The sequence below is a fragment of the Kribbella swartbergensis genome, from assembly GCF_054784135.1.
In genome coordinates this window covers 1-15,364 of sequence record NZ_BAAGPM010000041.1, presented here as the reverse complement: position 1 = coordinate 15,364, position 15,364 = coordinate 1, and the positions used below count along the sequence as shown (strand labels likewise).

Sequence of the window (15,364 nt, the reverse complement as noted above, 5' to 3'; positions counted from 1 at the left end):
TCGTACGCAGCATGGCCGACCCTGCTTCGTTCGACCGATTTGCCGAGGACTACGACCGGTTCGTCAGTCTGCAGCCCGGGGAGCACGCGGAGTGGGTTGCCGGGCTGGGCTTGCGGGGCGAGCGGGCGCTCGACGCCGGCTGTGGGTCGGGTCATGCGGCTGTGCGGTTGGCCGAGCGTTTCGAGCGGGTCGTCGGCGTGGATCTGAGTGAGCCGATGATCGGGATTGCCCGGCGGAAGCGTGCACGGCCCAACGTGGAGTATCGGGTGGCGGACGTGTTCGAGGTGGAGGACCGCGGGTTCGACCTCGTCTACAGCCACACGATGATGCATCACCTGCCGGACTACCGGGCCGGGCTCGAGCACCTGAAGTCGCTGGTGCGGCCGGGTGGGACGGTCGCCGTGGTGGACAACGTGTCCGACCGGTATCCGACGCCGCCGCGTGCGGTTTACCTCGTCGGTGTGTGGCTCGGGTTCCCACGGCAGATCGCGCGGCACGGGTGGCGGGATGCCTGGTTCGAGTTCCGGTTCTGGCACAGCAAGCCGTGGCTCGACCATCTGGCGAGTGACCGGTATCTGTCCCGCAGGCAGTTCCGCGAGTTGTACGACGACGTCTTCCCGGGAGCGCGGTACACGGACCTCGGGTTCGCGCTGGCTATGCGGTGGACCTGCGCCGGTTGAGCAACTCGACCAGGGTGGATGCCTGGTCGGTCGGCAGGACCCAGTCGTCACCCGACGCCTGCACGATCACGGCCGGGCCGGCGGTCACCACCGGCGGATGAGGCATCGCGATCGGGAACCTGAGCCGCTCCACGCCGCTGAGCGCCACCTCGAAGACCCCGGTGATGCTGCTCAGCGGGTACGTCTTGGCCAGGTCGTCCGCGGACTGCGACCGGAGCACCGGCCGGCTCTGGATCGTCAGGCTGTCCGACCCGAGCAGCACCGCGGTGAGCTGCAACCCGCGCAGCCGGAAGATCAGCTCGTACGGCGTATCCGCGAGCTCGGGCAGGACGGGTACCAGCAAGACCCGATCGGCGTACCGGGCCAGCCGACCACCGGTCACGATCCCCACCAACAACGCGGGCAGCGCCAGCCACACCGGCCACCAAACCCCCACCAGCAATGGACACAGCGTCAGATACAACCCGCTGATGGCACCGAACAGCACACCGATGCCCGCCCACTTCTGCGGCAGATACCGATGGCGTCGCCGCAGAACCCATCCGATCACCAGCATCCCGACGGGCACGACACAGGCGACCCAGGCCACCGGCGACCCCGCCGTACTGATCAACGCCACAACCACCAGCAGGGCCAGCGGAATCCCCAGATAGATCCCGGCCACCACTCGCTGCGCCCGCCGATGCCTGCGCTCCATCTCGCTCACGCGGAAAACCCAAGCACATCCCGCCCGAACCACCTACTGTGCCCAGGGTGATCGTGATCCCGGAACAGCTGGTCGAGACGCACCGAGAGGACGAGGCCGAGTGGCTGGCGAAGCTCCCCGCGATGGTGGACGAGTACGTCGAACGTTGGCAGTTGACCGTCGCGGGTGAGCCCCTCAGCGGTGCGGCCTCACTGATTCTCCCCGTCGTACGGCGGGACGGGACGAGCGCGATGCTCAAGCTCCAGCCGGTGAGCGACGAGAGCGAGGCCGAGGCCCTCGCCCTGCGGACCTGGGGCCGTGACGACGTCGTCGAGGTGCTCGAGGACGACCCGGTCACGTCGACGCTCCTGCTCGAGCGGCTCGAGCCGCGCACGCTCAACGCCGTACCGGACCACACCGAGGCGACCCGGATCCTTGCCGAGTTGCTCACTCGCCTGATCGTCGTACCCGCTCCGCCGCAGGTACGACGGCTCGCGGACATCGCCGGCGAGATGATCGACGACGCGCCCGGGCTGATCCCGCTGCTGACCGATCCGGAAGACCGGCGACTGGTACGGCGCTACGCCGACCGGATCACCGAACTGCTGCCGGAGTCCGGCGACCGGCTGCTGCACTGGGACCTGCACTACGACAACGTGATGGCGTCGGCGCGGCAGCCGTGGCTGGTGATCGACCCGAAGCCGCTAGCCGGTGACCCGGGGTTCGAGGTGTTTCCGGTGCTGTGGAACCGGTGGGACGACCTGGTCGCGACCGGCGACCTCGGCCGGGCGATCCGGGACCGCTTCGACCTGATGCTCGAGGTCACCGGGATCGACCGCGACCGGGCGCTCGGCTGGACCGCGGGCCGGATCCTGCAGAACGTGCTGTGGGACACCGAGAACGGCGACACCGCGATCGACCCGGTCCTGCGCACCGTCGCCGATGCCCTCCGCATCTGACCACGTGACGACTCCGACACAGCACCGGAGCAAGGCCCGCCGTACCAGCCTCAATTCACCCGCCGAGCCCACGTACGGCGGACGTGGCTCGAACCGACGGGTGCTTCGCTGACGGAACAGACACCCGCGGAAGGGCTCGGGGTCTGCGGGTTGGATACAGTCGCGTTCACGATGATTCCGCTTGCCGGGGATGCGAGGGTGAACCTGTGACCGCTCAGCTCGAGTATCCCGAGGTGCAGGACAGCGACGCACTGCTGTCGATCCAGGGTTTGTGGAAGGTGTTCGGCCCGAAGGCGCAGCGCGTGCCCCGCCGGCCCGACCTGGCCGCGCTGGACCGTGCCGCCCTCTACGCCAGGACCGGCTGTACGGCGGCCGTCCGCGACCTCAGCTTCGACGTCGCTCCCGGTGAGGTGTTCGTCGTCATGGGTCTGTCCGGCTCGGGGAAGTCCACGCTGGTCCGCTGTCTCACGCGTTTGATCGAACCGACCGCAGGCACCCTGATCTTCGAGGGCGAGGACCTGCGCGCCGCCGACGAGAAGCGGCTGCGGGCGCTGCGCCGGAGCAAGTTCTCGATGGTGTTCCAGCACTTCGGCCTGCTCCCGCACCGCAAGGTGATCGACAACGTCTCGTACGGTCTTGAGATCCGCGGCGAGAGCAAGCCGGATCGCCGCCGCCGCGCCCGGGAGGTCATCGACCTGGTCGGCCTGGCCGGGAACGAGCACCTCTACCCCGAACAGCTGTCCGGCGGCATGCAGCAGCGCGTCGGCCTGGCCCGCGCGCTCGCCAACGACCCGGACGTGCTGCTGTTCGACGAGCCGTTCTCCGCGCTCGACCCGCTGATCCGGCGGGAGATGCAGAACGAGGTCGTCCGCCTGCACCGCGAGGTCGGCAAGACGATGGTGTTCATCACCCACGACCTGTCCGAGGCGCTCAAGCTGGGCGACCGGATCCTGCTGATGCGCGACGGGGCCGCGGTCCAGCTCGGCACCGGCGACGAACTGGTCGGCGCGCCGGCCGACGACTACGTGCGCGACTTCGTCCGCGACGTACCGCGGGCCGACGTGCTGACCCTGCGCTGGATCGTCCGGGATCCCCGGCCGGACGAGCCGCTGGACGGGCCCGAGCTCGGCCCGGACGTGCTGGTCCGGGAGGCGACCCGGCTGGTGCTGGAGGCGGACCGGCCGGTCAAGGTCGTCTCGAACGGCACGCTGCTCGGTGTGATCGACGACGAGGAGATCCTCGCCGTCGTCGCGGACACGGGCACGTCTCCTCCCCCCGTGCGCGCAGCACGCACGGGGGAAGGAGACGTGCCCTGATGGCCGCCGTCACGAGCGACGTGGAGGTCGAGGTACGGCGACCTCGGCGCAGCGTGGTCGTCGGCGTACTGCTCGTCGTCTGGGTCGCGGCGTACTTCGTGCTCCGGGGGATCGACACGCTCCCACTCGGCGGCCAGGAGACGACCCCGTTCCACCGCTGGCTGACCGATCACCGTGACGACGTCGGCCAGGGCAACGCGGTCTTCGACGCGATCCGGGTGGTCGTCGACCAGTTCGTCGTCCTGCTGCAGAACGTTCTCGCGCAGCCGTCGTACGGCCGGCCCGTCCCGGTCGTCGGCTGGCTCGGGGTCGTCGCGGTGTCGGCGTACCTGGCCTGGGCGTTCGGCAACTGGAAGGTGGCGCTGCTGACCGCCGGCGGGCTCGGGTTCATCGGGCTGCAGGGGTTGTGGCAGGAGAGCATGGACACGCTCGCGCTGACGATCGCGGCCGTGCTGCTGTCGCTGCTGGTCGCGATCCCGCTGGGCATCTGGGCCGGGCTGTCGGATCGCGCGTTCAAGGTCGCGACGCTCCTTCTCGACCTGATGCAGACGCTGCCGACGTTCGTGTACCTCGCGCCGCTGACGCTGTTCTTCGCGATCGGCCCGGCCGCGGCCACGATCGCCACCCTCATCTACGCCGCCCCGCCGGCGGTCCGGCTGACCGCGCACGCGATCCGCTCGGTCCCGGCCGAGAGCGTCGAGGCGGCCCGGTCGCTCGGCTCCACCCGGGGCCAGACGCTGACCAAGGTGCTGCTGCCGATGTCCCGCAGTACGGTCGTCGTCGGCATCAACCAGACCATCATGGCCGCGCTGTCGATGGTGACGGTGGCCGCGCTGATCGACGCGCCCGGCCTCGGCCAGACGGTGTTGAAGGCCCTGCAGACGCTGGACGTCGGGGTCGCGTTCAACGCCGGCCTGGCGATCGTGGTGCTCGCAATCGTGCTCGACCGCGTCACCACCGCGGCCGGCGACCGTCCGTGGCGTACGGCGAGCACCCGCCGGAAGGTCCTGCTCGGGGCCGGCGCCGCCGGAGTCCTGGTCGCGGTCTGGTTCTCCCGGACCTATGTGTGGGCGGCCGAGTTCCCGTCGGACGTGAACATCGGCTCGCGGATCGCCGTGATCGCGTCCGACGCCACCGCCTGGGTCCAGGACACCTTCGGCGGTTTCACGTACGGCGTCCGCGACGCCGTCACCAACGGGCTGCTGAACCCGCTGGAGGCGTTGCTCACCGGGTCGCCCTGGTGGCTCGTCGCCGCGGTCGTCGTCGCGCTGGCCGCCGTACTCGGAGGCTGGCGTGGAGCCGCTCCCGCCGCGGTGTGCTCGTTGCTGCTGGTCGCCACCGGGGTCTGGCAGGACAGCATGGTCACGCTGGCCTCGACGCTCCTCGCGACTGTCGTCGTGGTCGCGGTCGGGCTCACACTCGGGGTCTGGGCCGGGCGCAACCACCGGGTCGACACCTGGATCCGCCCGGTGCTGGACGCGGGTCAGACGATGCCGCCGTTCGTGTACCTTGTGCCGTTCCTGGCGTTGTTCGGGACCAGCCGGTTCACCGCGATCGCGGCCGCCGTCGTGTTCGCCGTACCGGTGACCACCAAGATCGTTGCCGACGGCATCAAGGCGGTGCCGGTCGCGACCGTGGAGGCGGCCAACTCGGTCGGGTCGAGCAGCTGGCAGGTGATCAGCAAGGTCCAGCTGCCGGTCGCCCGCCGGGCCATCACGCTGGCGGTGAACCAGGGCCTGATCTACGTGCTCTCGATGGTCGTCGTCGGCGGCCTGGTCGGCGCGGGGGCCGTCGGGTACGACGTGGTCGCCGGCTTCTCGCAGAGTGAGTTGTACGGAAAGGGTTTGGCCGCCGGGCTGGCTATCGTCCTGCTCGGCGTCCTGCTCGACCGCGTGACACAGGCGGCGGCCCGCCGTACCCAGAACTTCCACAGAAGAGGAGACAAGCGGTGAAGAAGCTCCGGTACGCCGGTGTGCTGACAGCGGTGGCGCTCGCGCTGGCCGGGTGCGGTGGCGAGAAGGTCGGCGCCGAGCAGCCGGCCGCCGGCGGCGGGAAGGACTGCGGCACCTTCAACCTGGCCGTCAACCCGTGGGTCGGCTACGAGGCGAACGCCGCGGTGGTCGCGTACGTGGCGACCAAGGACCTCGGCTGCGAGGTGGTGAAGAAGAACCTCAAGGAGGAGATCTCCTGGCAGGGGTTCGCCACCGGCGAAGTGGACGCCGTGGTGGAGAACTGGGGCCACGAGGACCTGAAGAAGAAGTACATCGAGCAGCAGAAGGTCGCGGTCGAGGCCGGCTCCACCGGGGTCAAGGGTGTGATCGGCTGGTACGTGCCGCCGTGGATGGCGCAGCAGTACCCGGACATCACGGACTGGAAGAACCTGAACAAGTACGCCGCCCTGTTCAAGACGTCGGAGTCCGGCGGCAAGGGTCAGTTGCTCGACGGCGACCCGTCGTACGTGACGAACGACGAGGCGCTGGTGAAGAACCTGAACCTGAACTACAAGGTGGTGCAGAGCGGCAGCGAGACCGCGCTGATCCAGGCCTTCCGCGACGCGGAGAAGAACAAGAAGCCGCTGCTCGCCTACTTCTACGAGCCGCAGTGGTTCTTCAACGAGCTGAAACTGGTGAAGGTCAACCTGCCGCCGTACAAGGCCGGCTGTGACGCCGACCCGGCCAAGGTCGCCTGCGACTACCCGCCGTACGACCTGGACAAGATCGTCTCGAAGAAGTTCGCCGACTCGGGCAGCCCGGCGTACGACCTGGTGAAGAACTTCCAGTGGACCAACGAGGACCAGAACGCGGTGGCGCGGTCGATCGCGGTGGACAAGCTCACCCCGGACGCGGCCGCTGAGAAGTGGATCAAGGAGAACCGCTCGAAGGTCGACGGCTGGCTCGGGAAGTAGCCGGCGGGGTTACCCCTGCAGCCGGGCGCGGATGCGGTCGACGTCGAAGCGCTCGGCCGGCGGAAGCGGTGCGCCGACCTTTACGCGGAGGGCTTCGGCCTCGGCGAGGAGTTCGCGGGCGCGGCCGGGATCCTCGGCCGCGCCGGCCAGGCCCTCGAGGGCGAGCGCGATCGCACGTTCGTCGCCGACCGCCATGGCGGCCTCGTAGCCGCGCTGGTGGAGAGCTTGTGCCTTCGTGAAGTCACCGCGTTGCTCGGCGATGAAACCGAGCTGAGCCAGGATGAAGGCGACTCCAGGGGTGCCGCCGACCTGGGTGAGCCAGTCCAGCCACTTGGTGAAGTGGGCCTCCGCGTCGTCGAGGCGGCCCTGCCGGCGGGCGGACAGGCCGAGACCGACCTCGGCATACTCCTCGGCCGACTTGTTCGACTGCTCGATCGCCAGCCGCCGGGCCCGCTCGTGCAGCGCGTCGGCGCGCTCGTAGTCACCGGTGAGGTACGCGATCCGCCCCAGCCCCGAAGTCCGGAATGACACCTCGGTCCACAGCCCGAGCTCCTCGGCCAGCCGCAGCGAGTCCTCGAGGTGCCGGACGGCCGTCGGGTAGTCGCCGCTGATCTCGGCGACGACGATCAGGGAGTACGTCGCCTGCAGCCGGCCCCAGTCGTCGCCGAGCTCGTCGAAGAGCTCCAGGCTGCGGTGCCCGTCCCGCAACATCGCGGGCAGGTCGGCGTGGACGATGTTGAGCTGTGCCCGGGTGCTGAGTGCGGCTGCCAGTCCCCAGCGGTCGCCGATGCTGGTGAACGCCTCGATCGCGCGGTCGATGCGACGCATGAGTTCAATGGGATCGCCGTATGCCCACTGTGTTGTGGTCAGGAACCACAGCGCCCACGGGTCGTTGCCCGCGAGCGCCAGCGCCTCGTCAGCCGCTGCCGCGAGGTTGGAGCCCTTGGCATCGGTCGCAGTCATACCGACCTGCCAGACGGTCGCGGCGGCGTGGTCTGCCGGGTCCTGACCAGGCACGGCCAGAGCAGCCGCAATAGAGCGTCTTGCCTCACCCAGGCGGCCGCGGAGGTACCAGTACCAGGCGAGGGCGTTGACGAGCTTCAGTGAGAGCTGCGGCGCGGCGTCGAGGGCAGCGCGGAAGTTCGCCACCTCCAGGTCGAGCCGGCGCAACCAGGTGCGTTGTTCCGGTCCGCGCAGCTCGGCCCGCTGAGCCAGCGCGAGGTAGTACTCCGCGTGGCGCTGTCTCGTCGACGCGACTTCACCGGCCTCCTCGAGGCGCTCGAGGCTGTACGCGGCGACAGAGTCCAGCAGCCGGTACCGGCCTCCATCGGCGACCACTAGTGATTTGTCGACAAGTGCCAGGACAAGGGTGTCCGGCAGCTCACTCACCTCGGCGGCGGCCTCCAGCGAGAAGGTGCCGGCGTGCACAGCCAGCCGCCGGAGCGTCGCACGCTCGTCAGCGTCCAGCAGGTCCCAGCTCCAGTCGATGGTTGCCCGCAGCGTCCGCTGTCGCTCCGGTACGCCGCGACCACCGGACAGCAGCCGGAACCGGTCGTCCAGCCCGTCCGCCAGCCCCTGCACGCCAAGCGCCCGCACTCGGGTCGCCGCAAGCTCCAGCGCGAGCGGTATCCCGTCCAGTCGTCGGCAGATCGCTTCAACCGTCTCGGACGGCGCGACACCGGCCCGCGCACTGAACAACTTGGCGGCCGCCGGCAGTTCGAGCGGCTGCACGTCGAGCAGCCGCTCACCCGGTAGTCCCAGCGGCTCCCGACTGGTCGCGAGTACGCGCAAACCGGGTGCGGCCGCGAGCAAGCGGCGTACCAGGTCCGCGACGTCCAGGTGCTCGCAGTTGTCGAGGATCAGCAGGAGCTGCCTGGTGCTCAGTGACTCCAGCAGTCGGGGCAGCAGGTCGGCCGACTCGTCCCGCAGACCTACAGCCGCGGCCACCGCATCCAGTACGTCGTCCTGCCTGAGCGGAGCGAGTTCCACCAGGCGGACGTCGCCCAGGTGGTTGCGGCCGATCTCCAGGGCCAGCCGGGTCTTGCCCACGCCTCCCGGGCCCACGAAGGTAAGGAGGCGGTTCTGCTGCAGCAGTGCGGTCGCCTCCGCGACGACTTCCTCGCGGCCGATCAGGTCGTTGAGTGGCGCGGGAAGGCTGGACGGCTGCAGGGAGGGGTCGTGGCGCAGGATCGCCGCGTGCAGCTCGACCAGCTCCGGCCCGGGATCCACGCCGAGCTCGTCGGCCAGAGCACGGCGGAACTCGTCGTACGACCGCAGAGCCTCGTCCTGGCGTCCTGCCCGGTACAGAGCGCGTATATGGAGCGCACGGAGCCGCTCGCGCAACGGGTGCCGGCGGACCAGCTCGGTCAGTTCGGGGAGCGCGTCGTCGGCGGTCTGCTCCAGCAAGGCCTCCGTCGCGGCGAGGCGGGCCTCCTCCAGGCGGTCGCGGGCCGCGCGGGCGAACTCGTGGTCGGCGACGTCGGCGTACGCGGGACCGCGCCACAGGTCGAGTGCCTCGCGCAGCCGGCCGGCGCCGACCAGTTCCTCGAAGATGTTGCTGTCGACAACCTCCGCGGTGAGGGTGTAGCCGGCCGGACCGTGGGCGATCAAGGCGCGACTACCCGGTTCGGCCCGGTCGAGCGCCGTACGAAGCTGGGAGATCCGGGCCTGCAGCGTGCCGGTGGCGTTGCGCGGCGGGCGGTCACCCCAGAGGTCCTCGATCAGGCGGTCCGCCGAGACCGGATGACCGCGGTTCACCAGCAGATCGAGCAGCAGCGTGCGGACCTTGGTGTCGGGTACGGCGACCGGCTCACCGGTGTCCGTCCGGACCACCAGGGGACCCAGCACGCCGAAGTACATAGCCGTAGTAAACCCGTAGCGGGGTTTCGCACGATCGGCGCATGAGTTCTCGAGAAGCAGTCACAGTGATCGGCCTCGGCGCGATGGGATCCACCATGGCCGAGGTCTTCCTTGCCGCCGGCCACCCGACCACCGTCTGGAACCGGACTCCCGGCAAGGCCGCCAAGCTCGTCGCCGCGGGCGCGGTCGAGGCGCCGACCGCCGCCGAAGCGGTGGCCGCCGGCACCCTGGTGGTGATCAGCCAGGTCGACTATGCCGCGATGGACGCATCGCTGGCCGGTGTGGACCTCACCGGGAAGGTGCTGGCCAACCTCAGCTCGGACAGCCCGGACCGCTTGCGGGCGGCGAGCAAGTCGGTCGCCGAGCGGGGTGGAAACCTGGTGCCGGGCGGCATCATGGTCCCGCCGCCGGGCATCGGCAAGCCGGGGGCGTACGTCTTCTACAGCGGTTCCGCCGAGGCGGTCGACGCCCATCGGGAGACGTTGGAGGTGCTGGGGCGGGTCGACTACATGGGCGCGGACCCCGGGCTGGCGATGCTCTACTACCAGGCGATGCTGAACCTGTTCTGGACCACGCTGGCCAGTTACTTGTACTCCGCCGCCCTGGTCGGCACCGCGGGAGTCAGCGCCGAGCAAGTCCGCCCGTACGCCGCCGCGCTGCTTTCGGATCTGACCGACGAGGGCCCGATGGGCTTCCTCAAGATCCTCACCGCGGAGATCGAGCAGGGCGTCTATCCCGGCGGCGAGAACAACCTGCACATGCAGGCCGTGGGCAGCGAACACGTCGTCGACGCCTTCGAACAGGTCGGCCTGGACACCGGAATGCCGCGGGCGCTGGCTGCCTTGTTCGCGCGCGCGGACGCGGCCGGGCACGGCCCGGACGGGTTCAGCGCGTTGATCGAGATGATCCGCAAACCGGTCCGCTGAAGGACGCTTGAGCTTGGTCGGCGCCGGGGGCAACTATCACGGGATCGGCCGGGCAACGCCGACGACACGCCGGATTTCGGACAAAACCAGGTAGCGTCGGTCCCATGATCATCGTGACAGCTGCACTGAAGGGCGGGGTCGGTAAGACAACCACGTCGGTGTACTTGGCCGCGCTGGCATCTTCCAACCGTCGTACGTCCACTCTGATCGACGCTGACCCGCAGGGCAGCGCCGCGGACTGGATCGCGGATTCCGAGGACGACCACCTGGCCCGCGTTGAGATCGAGGAGGCGCCGACCGAGCGCCTGCTGAACAAGGCCCTGGACAAGGTGCCGCCGGAGGGCATCGGCATCGTCGACATGCCGCCGTCGCACGAGCGGCTGCTGAACAAGGCCCTCGAGCGGGCCCGCATCGTGGTGCTGCCGACCCGCGTCGGCGGCGTCGAGACACCCCGGGTCAAGGCGGTGCTCGACCTGGTGCCGGACCACGTTCCGGTGGGCCTGGTGATCTGCTCGGCCCGGACGTACACCCGCAGCTACCAGGAAGCGATGCAGCAGTACGCCCAGGAGAACATCCCGGTCTGGGGCACCATCCCGGAGCGGGTGTCGATCACCGCCGGCCCGACCGGTCCGCTCGCGGCCGACGGCCTGGAGTCGTACAAGAAGGTCTGGCGCAAGATCCTGGCCGCCGCCCGCACGTAAGCCCTGTCTGCTGATCCCCCCTACTGCGCGGGATCAGCGGACGGGACCAGACAGCCCGCGACGGGGTTGGGTCCGTGCACTCGCTCGCGGGCCCAACCCCTCAGCGCGCTCTCAGCGTTCGAGGGGTGGCTCGCCGCGGACGTAGGAGCGGATCACGGTGGCGGCGGCGCCGCGGGCCCAGTCGTCGAACGTGTGTGAGCGCAGCATCAGCCGGCAGTCCCCGGCGGCACCGAACGCGTGGTCCGCGAACGCCCGCCGCATCCGCTCCTCGTACAGGTCGTACTCCGCCACGCCCTCGCCTGCGATCACCACCAGTTCAGGACCGACCAGGTTCACCATCGCGGCCAGCGCCGACCCGATCACCTCACCGGCCCGGTCGAACGCCTCCCGCGCGTGTGCGTCCCCCTCGTGGGCCAGCTTGATCGCCCCGGCCAGGTCCAGGTTCCGCCGCTTGGTCGTCTGCCGGGTCCGGGTCAGGATCGCGTCCGACGAGGCGACCGTCTCCACACAGCCCCGCCGTCCGCAGGTGCAGACCAGCTCGCCGGGCGCCAGCGGCAGATGGCCGAGCTCACCGGAGACGCCGTACGCCCCGGACACCACCTCGCCGTTGATGTAGAGCCCGCAGCCGATCCCGGACCCGATCGTGACGACCGCGAACGAGTCCGCGTCCACACCGACTCCGAACCAGTGCTCGGCCACCGTCAGCGCGCGTACGTCGTTCGTCACCACGACCGGCACCTTGACCCGCTTGGCCATCAGGTCGGCGACCGCCACGTCCCGCCAGCCCATCAGTGGTGAGTGCCGGACCAGGCCGTGCCCGGCGTCGACGTCACCGGACACCGCCACGCCGATCCCGATCAGCGGCCCGGCCGCGTCCTGTTTGATCAGCTCCTTGGCCAGGTCCGCGACGTGCTCGATCACGGTTGCCGGCGTGGTGTCGTCCAGGTGCCGGTGCCGGACCGTCAGGATCCCGGCGGTGAAGTCGGTGGTCACGCCGATCAGCGCGGTCGGGGTGACCTTGATCCCGATCACCGACACGCTGCTCCGGATCACCGTCAGCGGGCTCACCGGCCGGCCGATGCCTAGTTGGCTTTCCGCCTCGGCGGGGGTGGCCGGCTGATCGGTGACGAACCCGGCCTCGATCAGCGGCGCGACCGCCTTGGTGACCGCGGCCTGGGACAGCCCGGTCCGGCGCGCGATCTCCACCCGCGGGATCGGTCCCTGGGTCAGGATCCGGGTCAGCACCTCGACTCCCGCCGGCGTGGCCAACGGGAGTGATCGATGCGGACGCAGCGGCACGAGAACAACCTACCGGCGAGTCCGGCGCTACGCCTCGATATCGCCGAGGATGGGTGACGCCAACGCCCAGCGGATCGTCCGGGTCAGGCCTTCGCCGGCCGCCCGGACGACGGTTGCCTCGGCCAATGGCAGGTACGGGAGACGCAGCGGCCACCGGGTCCACCACGGCAGCAGCCCAACAGCAGCAGCGGCGAGGACGCCGTACGCCGGCCGAACGGCCCACGGCACCGGCGGGTGGATCAGCATGAACCGCGCCGCCTGGCGAGCCTCGGTCGTGCCCCGCAGTTCGGGACGGTAGTCGCCGAGCATCTGCCGCAACTCGGTCACTGTGGTCGGCGGGTCGACCACACCGAGCTTGCGGGCGACCAGTGCCGCGTCCTCGACGTACAGGTCCTGCTCCGACGGGTCGAGCGGTTGCACGCCGTACCGCTGGTGCGCGGCCAGGAAACTGTCCACCTCGGCGACGTGGACCCACTTGAGTAGGTGGGGGTCGGAGGCCCTGTACGGCACACCGTCCGGACTGGTCCCGCGCACCCGCGCGTGAACAGCCTTGACGCGTTCGATCGCCTCCTCGGCGTCAGGGATCGCGCCGTACGTCGTGATGGCCAGGAAGTAGCTGGTCCGGCGTAGCCGGCCCCACGGGTCGCCGCGGTAGCCGGAGTGGGCCGACACGGCCGCCATCGCCAGTGGGTGGAGTGACTGCAGCAGCAGCGCCCGGAGTCCGCCGACGAACACCGCCGCGTCACCGTGCACCCGCCGGATCGGGCGGTCCGGCGGGAACCAGCGTGGACCCGGGGTGTTGTGCACCCGGTCGCGTTCGGCGCGCGGGTCCGGCCCGGCCACCTTCGCCATGATCATCCGCGCCAGCCCGTCCCTCAACGGATCCAGCGGTCCAGCGATGGTGGCGACCATATCCCCAGTGTGCCCCCGGCACACCAGCGCGACGGCAGGAGGCAGCGCTCAGCCGGAGTGCTCGTGCTCGAGGATCGAGTAGAGCAGGGAGTCGCGCCACTCTCCGTTGGTGAAGACGTGGTGCCGGATGCGGCCCTCGTAGCTGAAGCCGAGCCGTTTGACCACGGCGATCGAGGCTTCGTTCTCCGGGCCGATGGCCGCGCTGACCCGGTGCTTGCCGAGGGTGCCGAAGGCGAAGCGGAGCATCACGCGGGACGCGTCGGTGGCGTAGCCACGACCCCAGTGGTCCGCGTGGATGGCGTAGCCGAGGTGAGCGGCCTTCACTCCGGTGGGCCCGAGCCTGGCGAAGCCGACCATCCGGTCGTCGCCCCGGCGGGTGACGGCGAGCACGTAGTCCGGCCGGTCCTCCTGGGCCGCCCGCTCGATCATCGCGGTCAGCGCCTTCTCGGCCTCGGCCCGGTCCCGGCTGTCGAACGACAGCGACGACGTCACGCGGTCGTCGCCGACGATGGCCAGGTAGTCCTCGAGATCGGTGGTCCGGAACTCGCGCAGCGTGGTCAGGTCACCGGTCAGCGGATCCATTGACGCAGGCTACCGGGGGAAGGCCTGCATGGGAGTGCGGGTGAACGTCTCGATCTCTTCCTGCAACTCCCGGGCCTCGTCGGCCTGCCCGGTCTGCCGCAGCGCCTGGTGGACCCGGCGGGCCGAGTGCACCACGCCGTTGATCCGCCGCTCGGCGGGCAGGGTGAGCACCGGCGCGATCGCGTCCGCGGCACCGTCGAGCTCACCGTTCACGATCCGGGTGATGGCCATCGCGGCCTGGCTGCCGGCGGCGTCGCCGAAGGCCCACTCCGGGTGGTTCTGGTCGGCGTAGGCGTCGACCGCCTGGGCGGAGTACCGCTCGGCCTGCTCCACCTCGCCGGGCAGCCAGGCGAGCGCGTCGGCCGCGTAGTACAGCTGCCGGTTGCGGCCGAAGGTGCACAGGCCGCCCATGTCGTCCAAGTCGTCGTTCTGGACCGAGGCCCAGGCGTCCTCGGCGCGCTGCAGCGCCTGCCGGGTGGCCTCCGGGTTGCCCAGCGCCGCCCAGGCGCGGGCCTCGCTCACCGGCAGCCAGACGCTGGTGGTGCTGCCGGCCTGTTCGGCGTACCCGGCACCGAGCTGGGCGTACCGGACCGAGTCGTGCGGGTTGCCGGCCCAGTAGGAGACCAGCGACTGCAGGCCGCGCACCCAGGCGCGCAGGCCGTGGTGGTCGGCGTTGTCGGCGCAGAGGAACGCGGTCCGCGCCTGGGTCAGTGCCGCGTGCGGGTTGCCGAGGTCGTGGGAGGCTTTGGCGAGCAGACCACCGGTCACGCCGCCGAGGAAGTACAGCTGCCGCAGGTGTTCGGGACGCTGCCTGCTCTCCAGCAGGGCGAAGATCAGATCCTGGGTCTCGACCAGCTGGCCGAGGATCTCCGGCAGCGGGCGCTGCGGGTACGCCTTCGCGACGTGACGCACGTCGTCGTACACCTGTTCCATGGCCTCGCTTCCGAGACCGGACTGGGCCGCGAGGGCAAACGCCCTCGCTCGGCTGGCAGCCATGTCGAGAACCTCCATCTCAGTACCTGTCGTGATCCGTCCACTCGCGGCAGGTGCCGGCGCCACCTGGGCGGCCTGCTCGGGGACGTACGGGGCGAGGAGTTCCTCGACCGGCTTGCCGAACATGCGTTGCAGGGTGCGCCGGGTCTGAGGAGTGGTGCCTGCGCGCTCGCCCGATGCGAGGCGCCGCAGGTGCCGCTCGGTGATGGTTCCACCCAGCTCGACGAACTCGGCGACGATCTCGGAGTAGGTCTGGTTCCGGCGCTGGATCAGGTGCGCCAGGACCGTCTTTGGCGTGTACCTACCCGCCATCGTTCCTCCCGTTCACGTCAGTTCAGACGTTGTCTCGACTGATGCCCCACGACAAGGTGCGGTCCCCCAGATGTCCGCGAGAGGTCCGGAAGAGGTCCGGCAAAGGTCCGGTCCAGGTCCTAGAGCGGTCACGTTGGGCTGTTGCACCATTACTGCCATGACAACCAGTAAGTCCAACTGGTTGCAAGGCCTGAGAGTTACGGGGTGAGAGGTAGTGACCATCGCGGAGATGACG

The 15,364-nt window shown here is 69.9% G+C and carries 13 protein-coding genes; 7 read left to right on the top strand and 6 right to left on the bottom strand.

Features of this window, described 5'->3' with window-relative positions; genetic code table 11:
- The first annotated feature begins 11 nt into the window (after positions 1-11).
- Positions 12-680: a class I SAM-dependent methyltransferase gene (locus ACYVOK_RS33010; protein WP_460666518.1), complete on the top strand. Its 669-nt coding sequence runs from the start codon at positions 12-14 to the stop codon at positions 678-680.
- On the opposite strand, the gene ACYVOK_RS33005 is transcribed toward ACYVOK_RS33010, so the two are convergent.
- A complete protein-coding gene (locus tag ACYVOK_RS33005; RefSeq protein ID WP_460666517.1) occupies positions 655-1,386 on the bottom strand; it encodes a hypothetical protein in 732 nt (243 codons plus the stop codon). The genes ACYVOK_RS33010 and ACYVOK_RS33005 overlap by 26 nt on opposite strands.
- A gap of 17 nt (positions 1,387-1,403) precedes the next feature.
- Here ACYVOK_RS33005 and ACYVOK_RS33000 point away from each other — a divergent pair, with 17 nt between their 5' ends.
- The 4 genes from ACYVOK_RS33000 to ACYVOK_RS32985 all read left to right on the top strand — a co-directional run bounded on the left by ACYVOK_RS33000 (position 1,404) and on the right by ACYVOK_RS32985 (position 6,545).
- Positions 1,404-2,324, top strand: coding sequence for an aminoglycoside phosphotransferase family protein (locus ACYVOK_RS33000; RefSeq protein WP_460666660.1), 921 nt, complete (start codon positions 1,404-1,406; stop codon positions 2,322-2,324).
- A 206-nt stretch (positions 2,325-2,530) separates the two neighbouring features.
- Entirely contained in the window at positions 2,531-3,640 is a 1,110-nt protein-coding gene (locus ACYVOK_RS32995) for a quaternary amine ABC transporter ATP-binding protein (RefSeq protein WP_460666516.1), read from the top strand.
- Positions 3,640-5,592, top strand: a complete 1,953-nt coding sequence (locus ACYVOK_RS32990) for an ABC transporter permease subunit (RefSeq protein WP_460666515.1) — start codon at positions 3,640-3,642, stop codon at positions 5,590-5,592. Before ACYVOK_RS32995 ends, ACYVOK_RS32990 begins: the two co-directional genes overlap by 1 nt.
- A complete protein-coding gene (locus ACYVOK_RS32985; RefSeq protein ID WP_460666514.1) occupies positions 5,589-6,545 on the top strand; it encodes an ABC transporter substrate-binding protein in 957 nt (318 codons plus the stop codon). The genes ACYVOK_RS32990 and ACYVOK_RS32985 overlap by 4 nt, the downstream gene beginning before the upstream one ends.
- Before the next feature lie 9 nt (positions 6,546-6,554).
- On the opposite strand, the gene ACYVOK_RS32980 is transcribed toward ACYVOK_RS32985, so the two are convergent.
- Complete coding sequence (locus tag ACYVOK_RS32980) at positions 6,555-9,404, bottom strand: BTAD domain-containing putative transcriptional regulator (protein WP_460666513.1); 2,850 nt, start codon at positions 9,402-9,404, stop codon at positions 6,555-6,557.
- A gap of 41 nt (positions 9,405-9,445) precedes the next feature.
- On the opposite strand from ACYVOK_RS32980, the gene ACYVOK_RS32975 reads away from it, so the two are divergent.
- Positions 9,446-10,330, top strand: coding sequence for an NAD(P)-dependent oxidoreductase (locus ACYVOK_RS32975; protein ID WP_460666512.1), 885 nt, complete (start codon positions 9,446-9,448; stop codon positions 10,328-10,330).
- Between the two features lie 104 nt (positions 10,331-10,434).
- Entirely contained in the window at positions 10,435-11,031 is a 597-nt protein-coding gene (locus ACYVOK_RS32970) for a ParA family protein (protein ID WP_460666511.1), read from the top strand.
- 111 nt (positions 11,032-11,142) lie between these two features.
- Here ACYVOK_RS32970 and ACYVOK_RS32965 read toward each other — a convergent pair whose 3' ends face one another.
- Genes ACYVOK_RS32965 through ACYVOK_RS32950 form a run of 4 tightly spaced genes read right to left on the bottom strand, consistent with a single transcriptional unit; the run spans position 11,143 to position 15,129 of the window.
- Entirely contained in the window at positions 11,143-12,330 is a 1,188-nt protein-coding gene (locus tag ACYVOK_RS32965; protein WP_460666510.1) for an ROK family transcriptional regulator, read from the bottom strand.
- A 27-nt stretch (positions 12,331-12,357) separates the two neighbouring features.
- Entirely contained in the window at positions 12,358-13,242 is an 885-nt protein-coding gene (locus ACYVOK_RS32960) for an oxygenase MpaB family protein (protein WP_460666509.1), read from the bottom strand.
- Between the two features lie 48 nt (positions 13,243-13,290).
- Positions 13,291-13,824, bottom strand: coding sequence for a GNAT family N-acetyltransferase (locus ACYVOK_RS32955; protein WP_460666508.1), 534 nt, complete (start codon positions 13,822-13,824; stop codon positions 13,291-13,293).
- A 9-nt stretch (positions 13,825-13,833) separates the two neighbouring features.
- On the bottom strand, positions 13,834-15,129 hold the full coding sequence (locus ACYVOK_RS32950) for an XRE family transcriptional regulator (protein ID WP_460666507.1): 1,296 nt from the start codon (positions 15,127-15,129) through the stop codon (positions 13,834-13,836).
- Between the last annotated feature and the right edge of the window lie 235 nt (positions 15,130-15,364).

Bases quoted from the DNA above. Each gene is read 5' to 3' on its own strand.
- ACYVOK_RS33010 (WP_460666518.1), top strand. From the start codon at position 12: ATGGCCGACCCTGCTTCGTTCGACCGATTTGCCGAGGACTACGACCGG.
- ACYVOK_RS32990 (WP_460666515.1), top strand. From the start codon at position 3,640: ATGGCCGCCGTCACGAGCGACGTGGAGGTCGAGGTACGGCGACCTCGG.
- ACYVOK_RS32980 (WP_460666513.1), bottom strand. From the start codon at position 9,404: ATGTACTTCGGCGTGCTGGGTCCCCTGGTGGTCCGGACGGACACCGGT.
- ACYVOK_RS32975 (WP_460666512.1), top strand. From the start codon at position 9,446: ATGAGTTCTCGAGAAGCAGTCACAGTGATCGGCCTCGGCGCGATGGGA.
- ACYVOK_RS32970 (WP_460666511.1), top strand. From the start codon at position 10,435: ATGATCATCGTGACAGCTGCACTGAAGGGCGGGGTCGGTAAGACAACC.
- ACYVOK_RS32960 (WP_460666509.1), bottom strand. From the start codon at position 13,242: ATGGTCGCCACCATCGCTGGACCGCTGGATCCGTTGAGGGACGGGCTG.
- ACYVOK_RS32955 (WP_460666508.1), bottom strand. From the start codon at position 13,824: ATGGATCCGCTGACCGGTGACCTGACCACGCTGCGCGAGTTCCGGACC.
- ACYVOK_RS32950 (WP_460666507.1), bottom strand. From the start codon at position 15,129: ATGGCGGGTAGGTACACGCCAAAGACGGTCCTGGCGCACCTGATCCAG.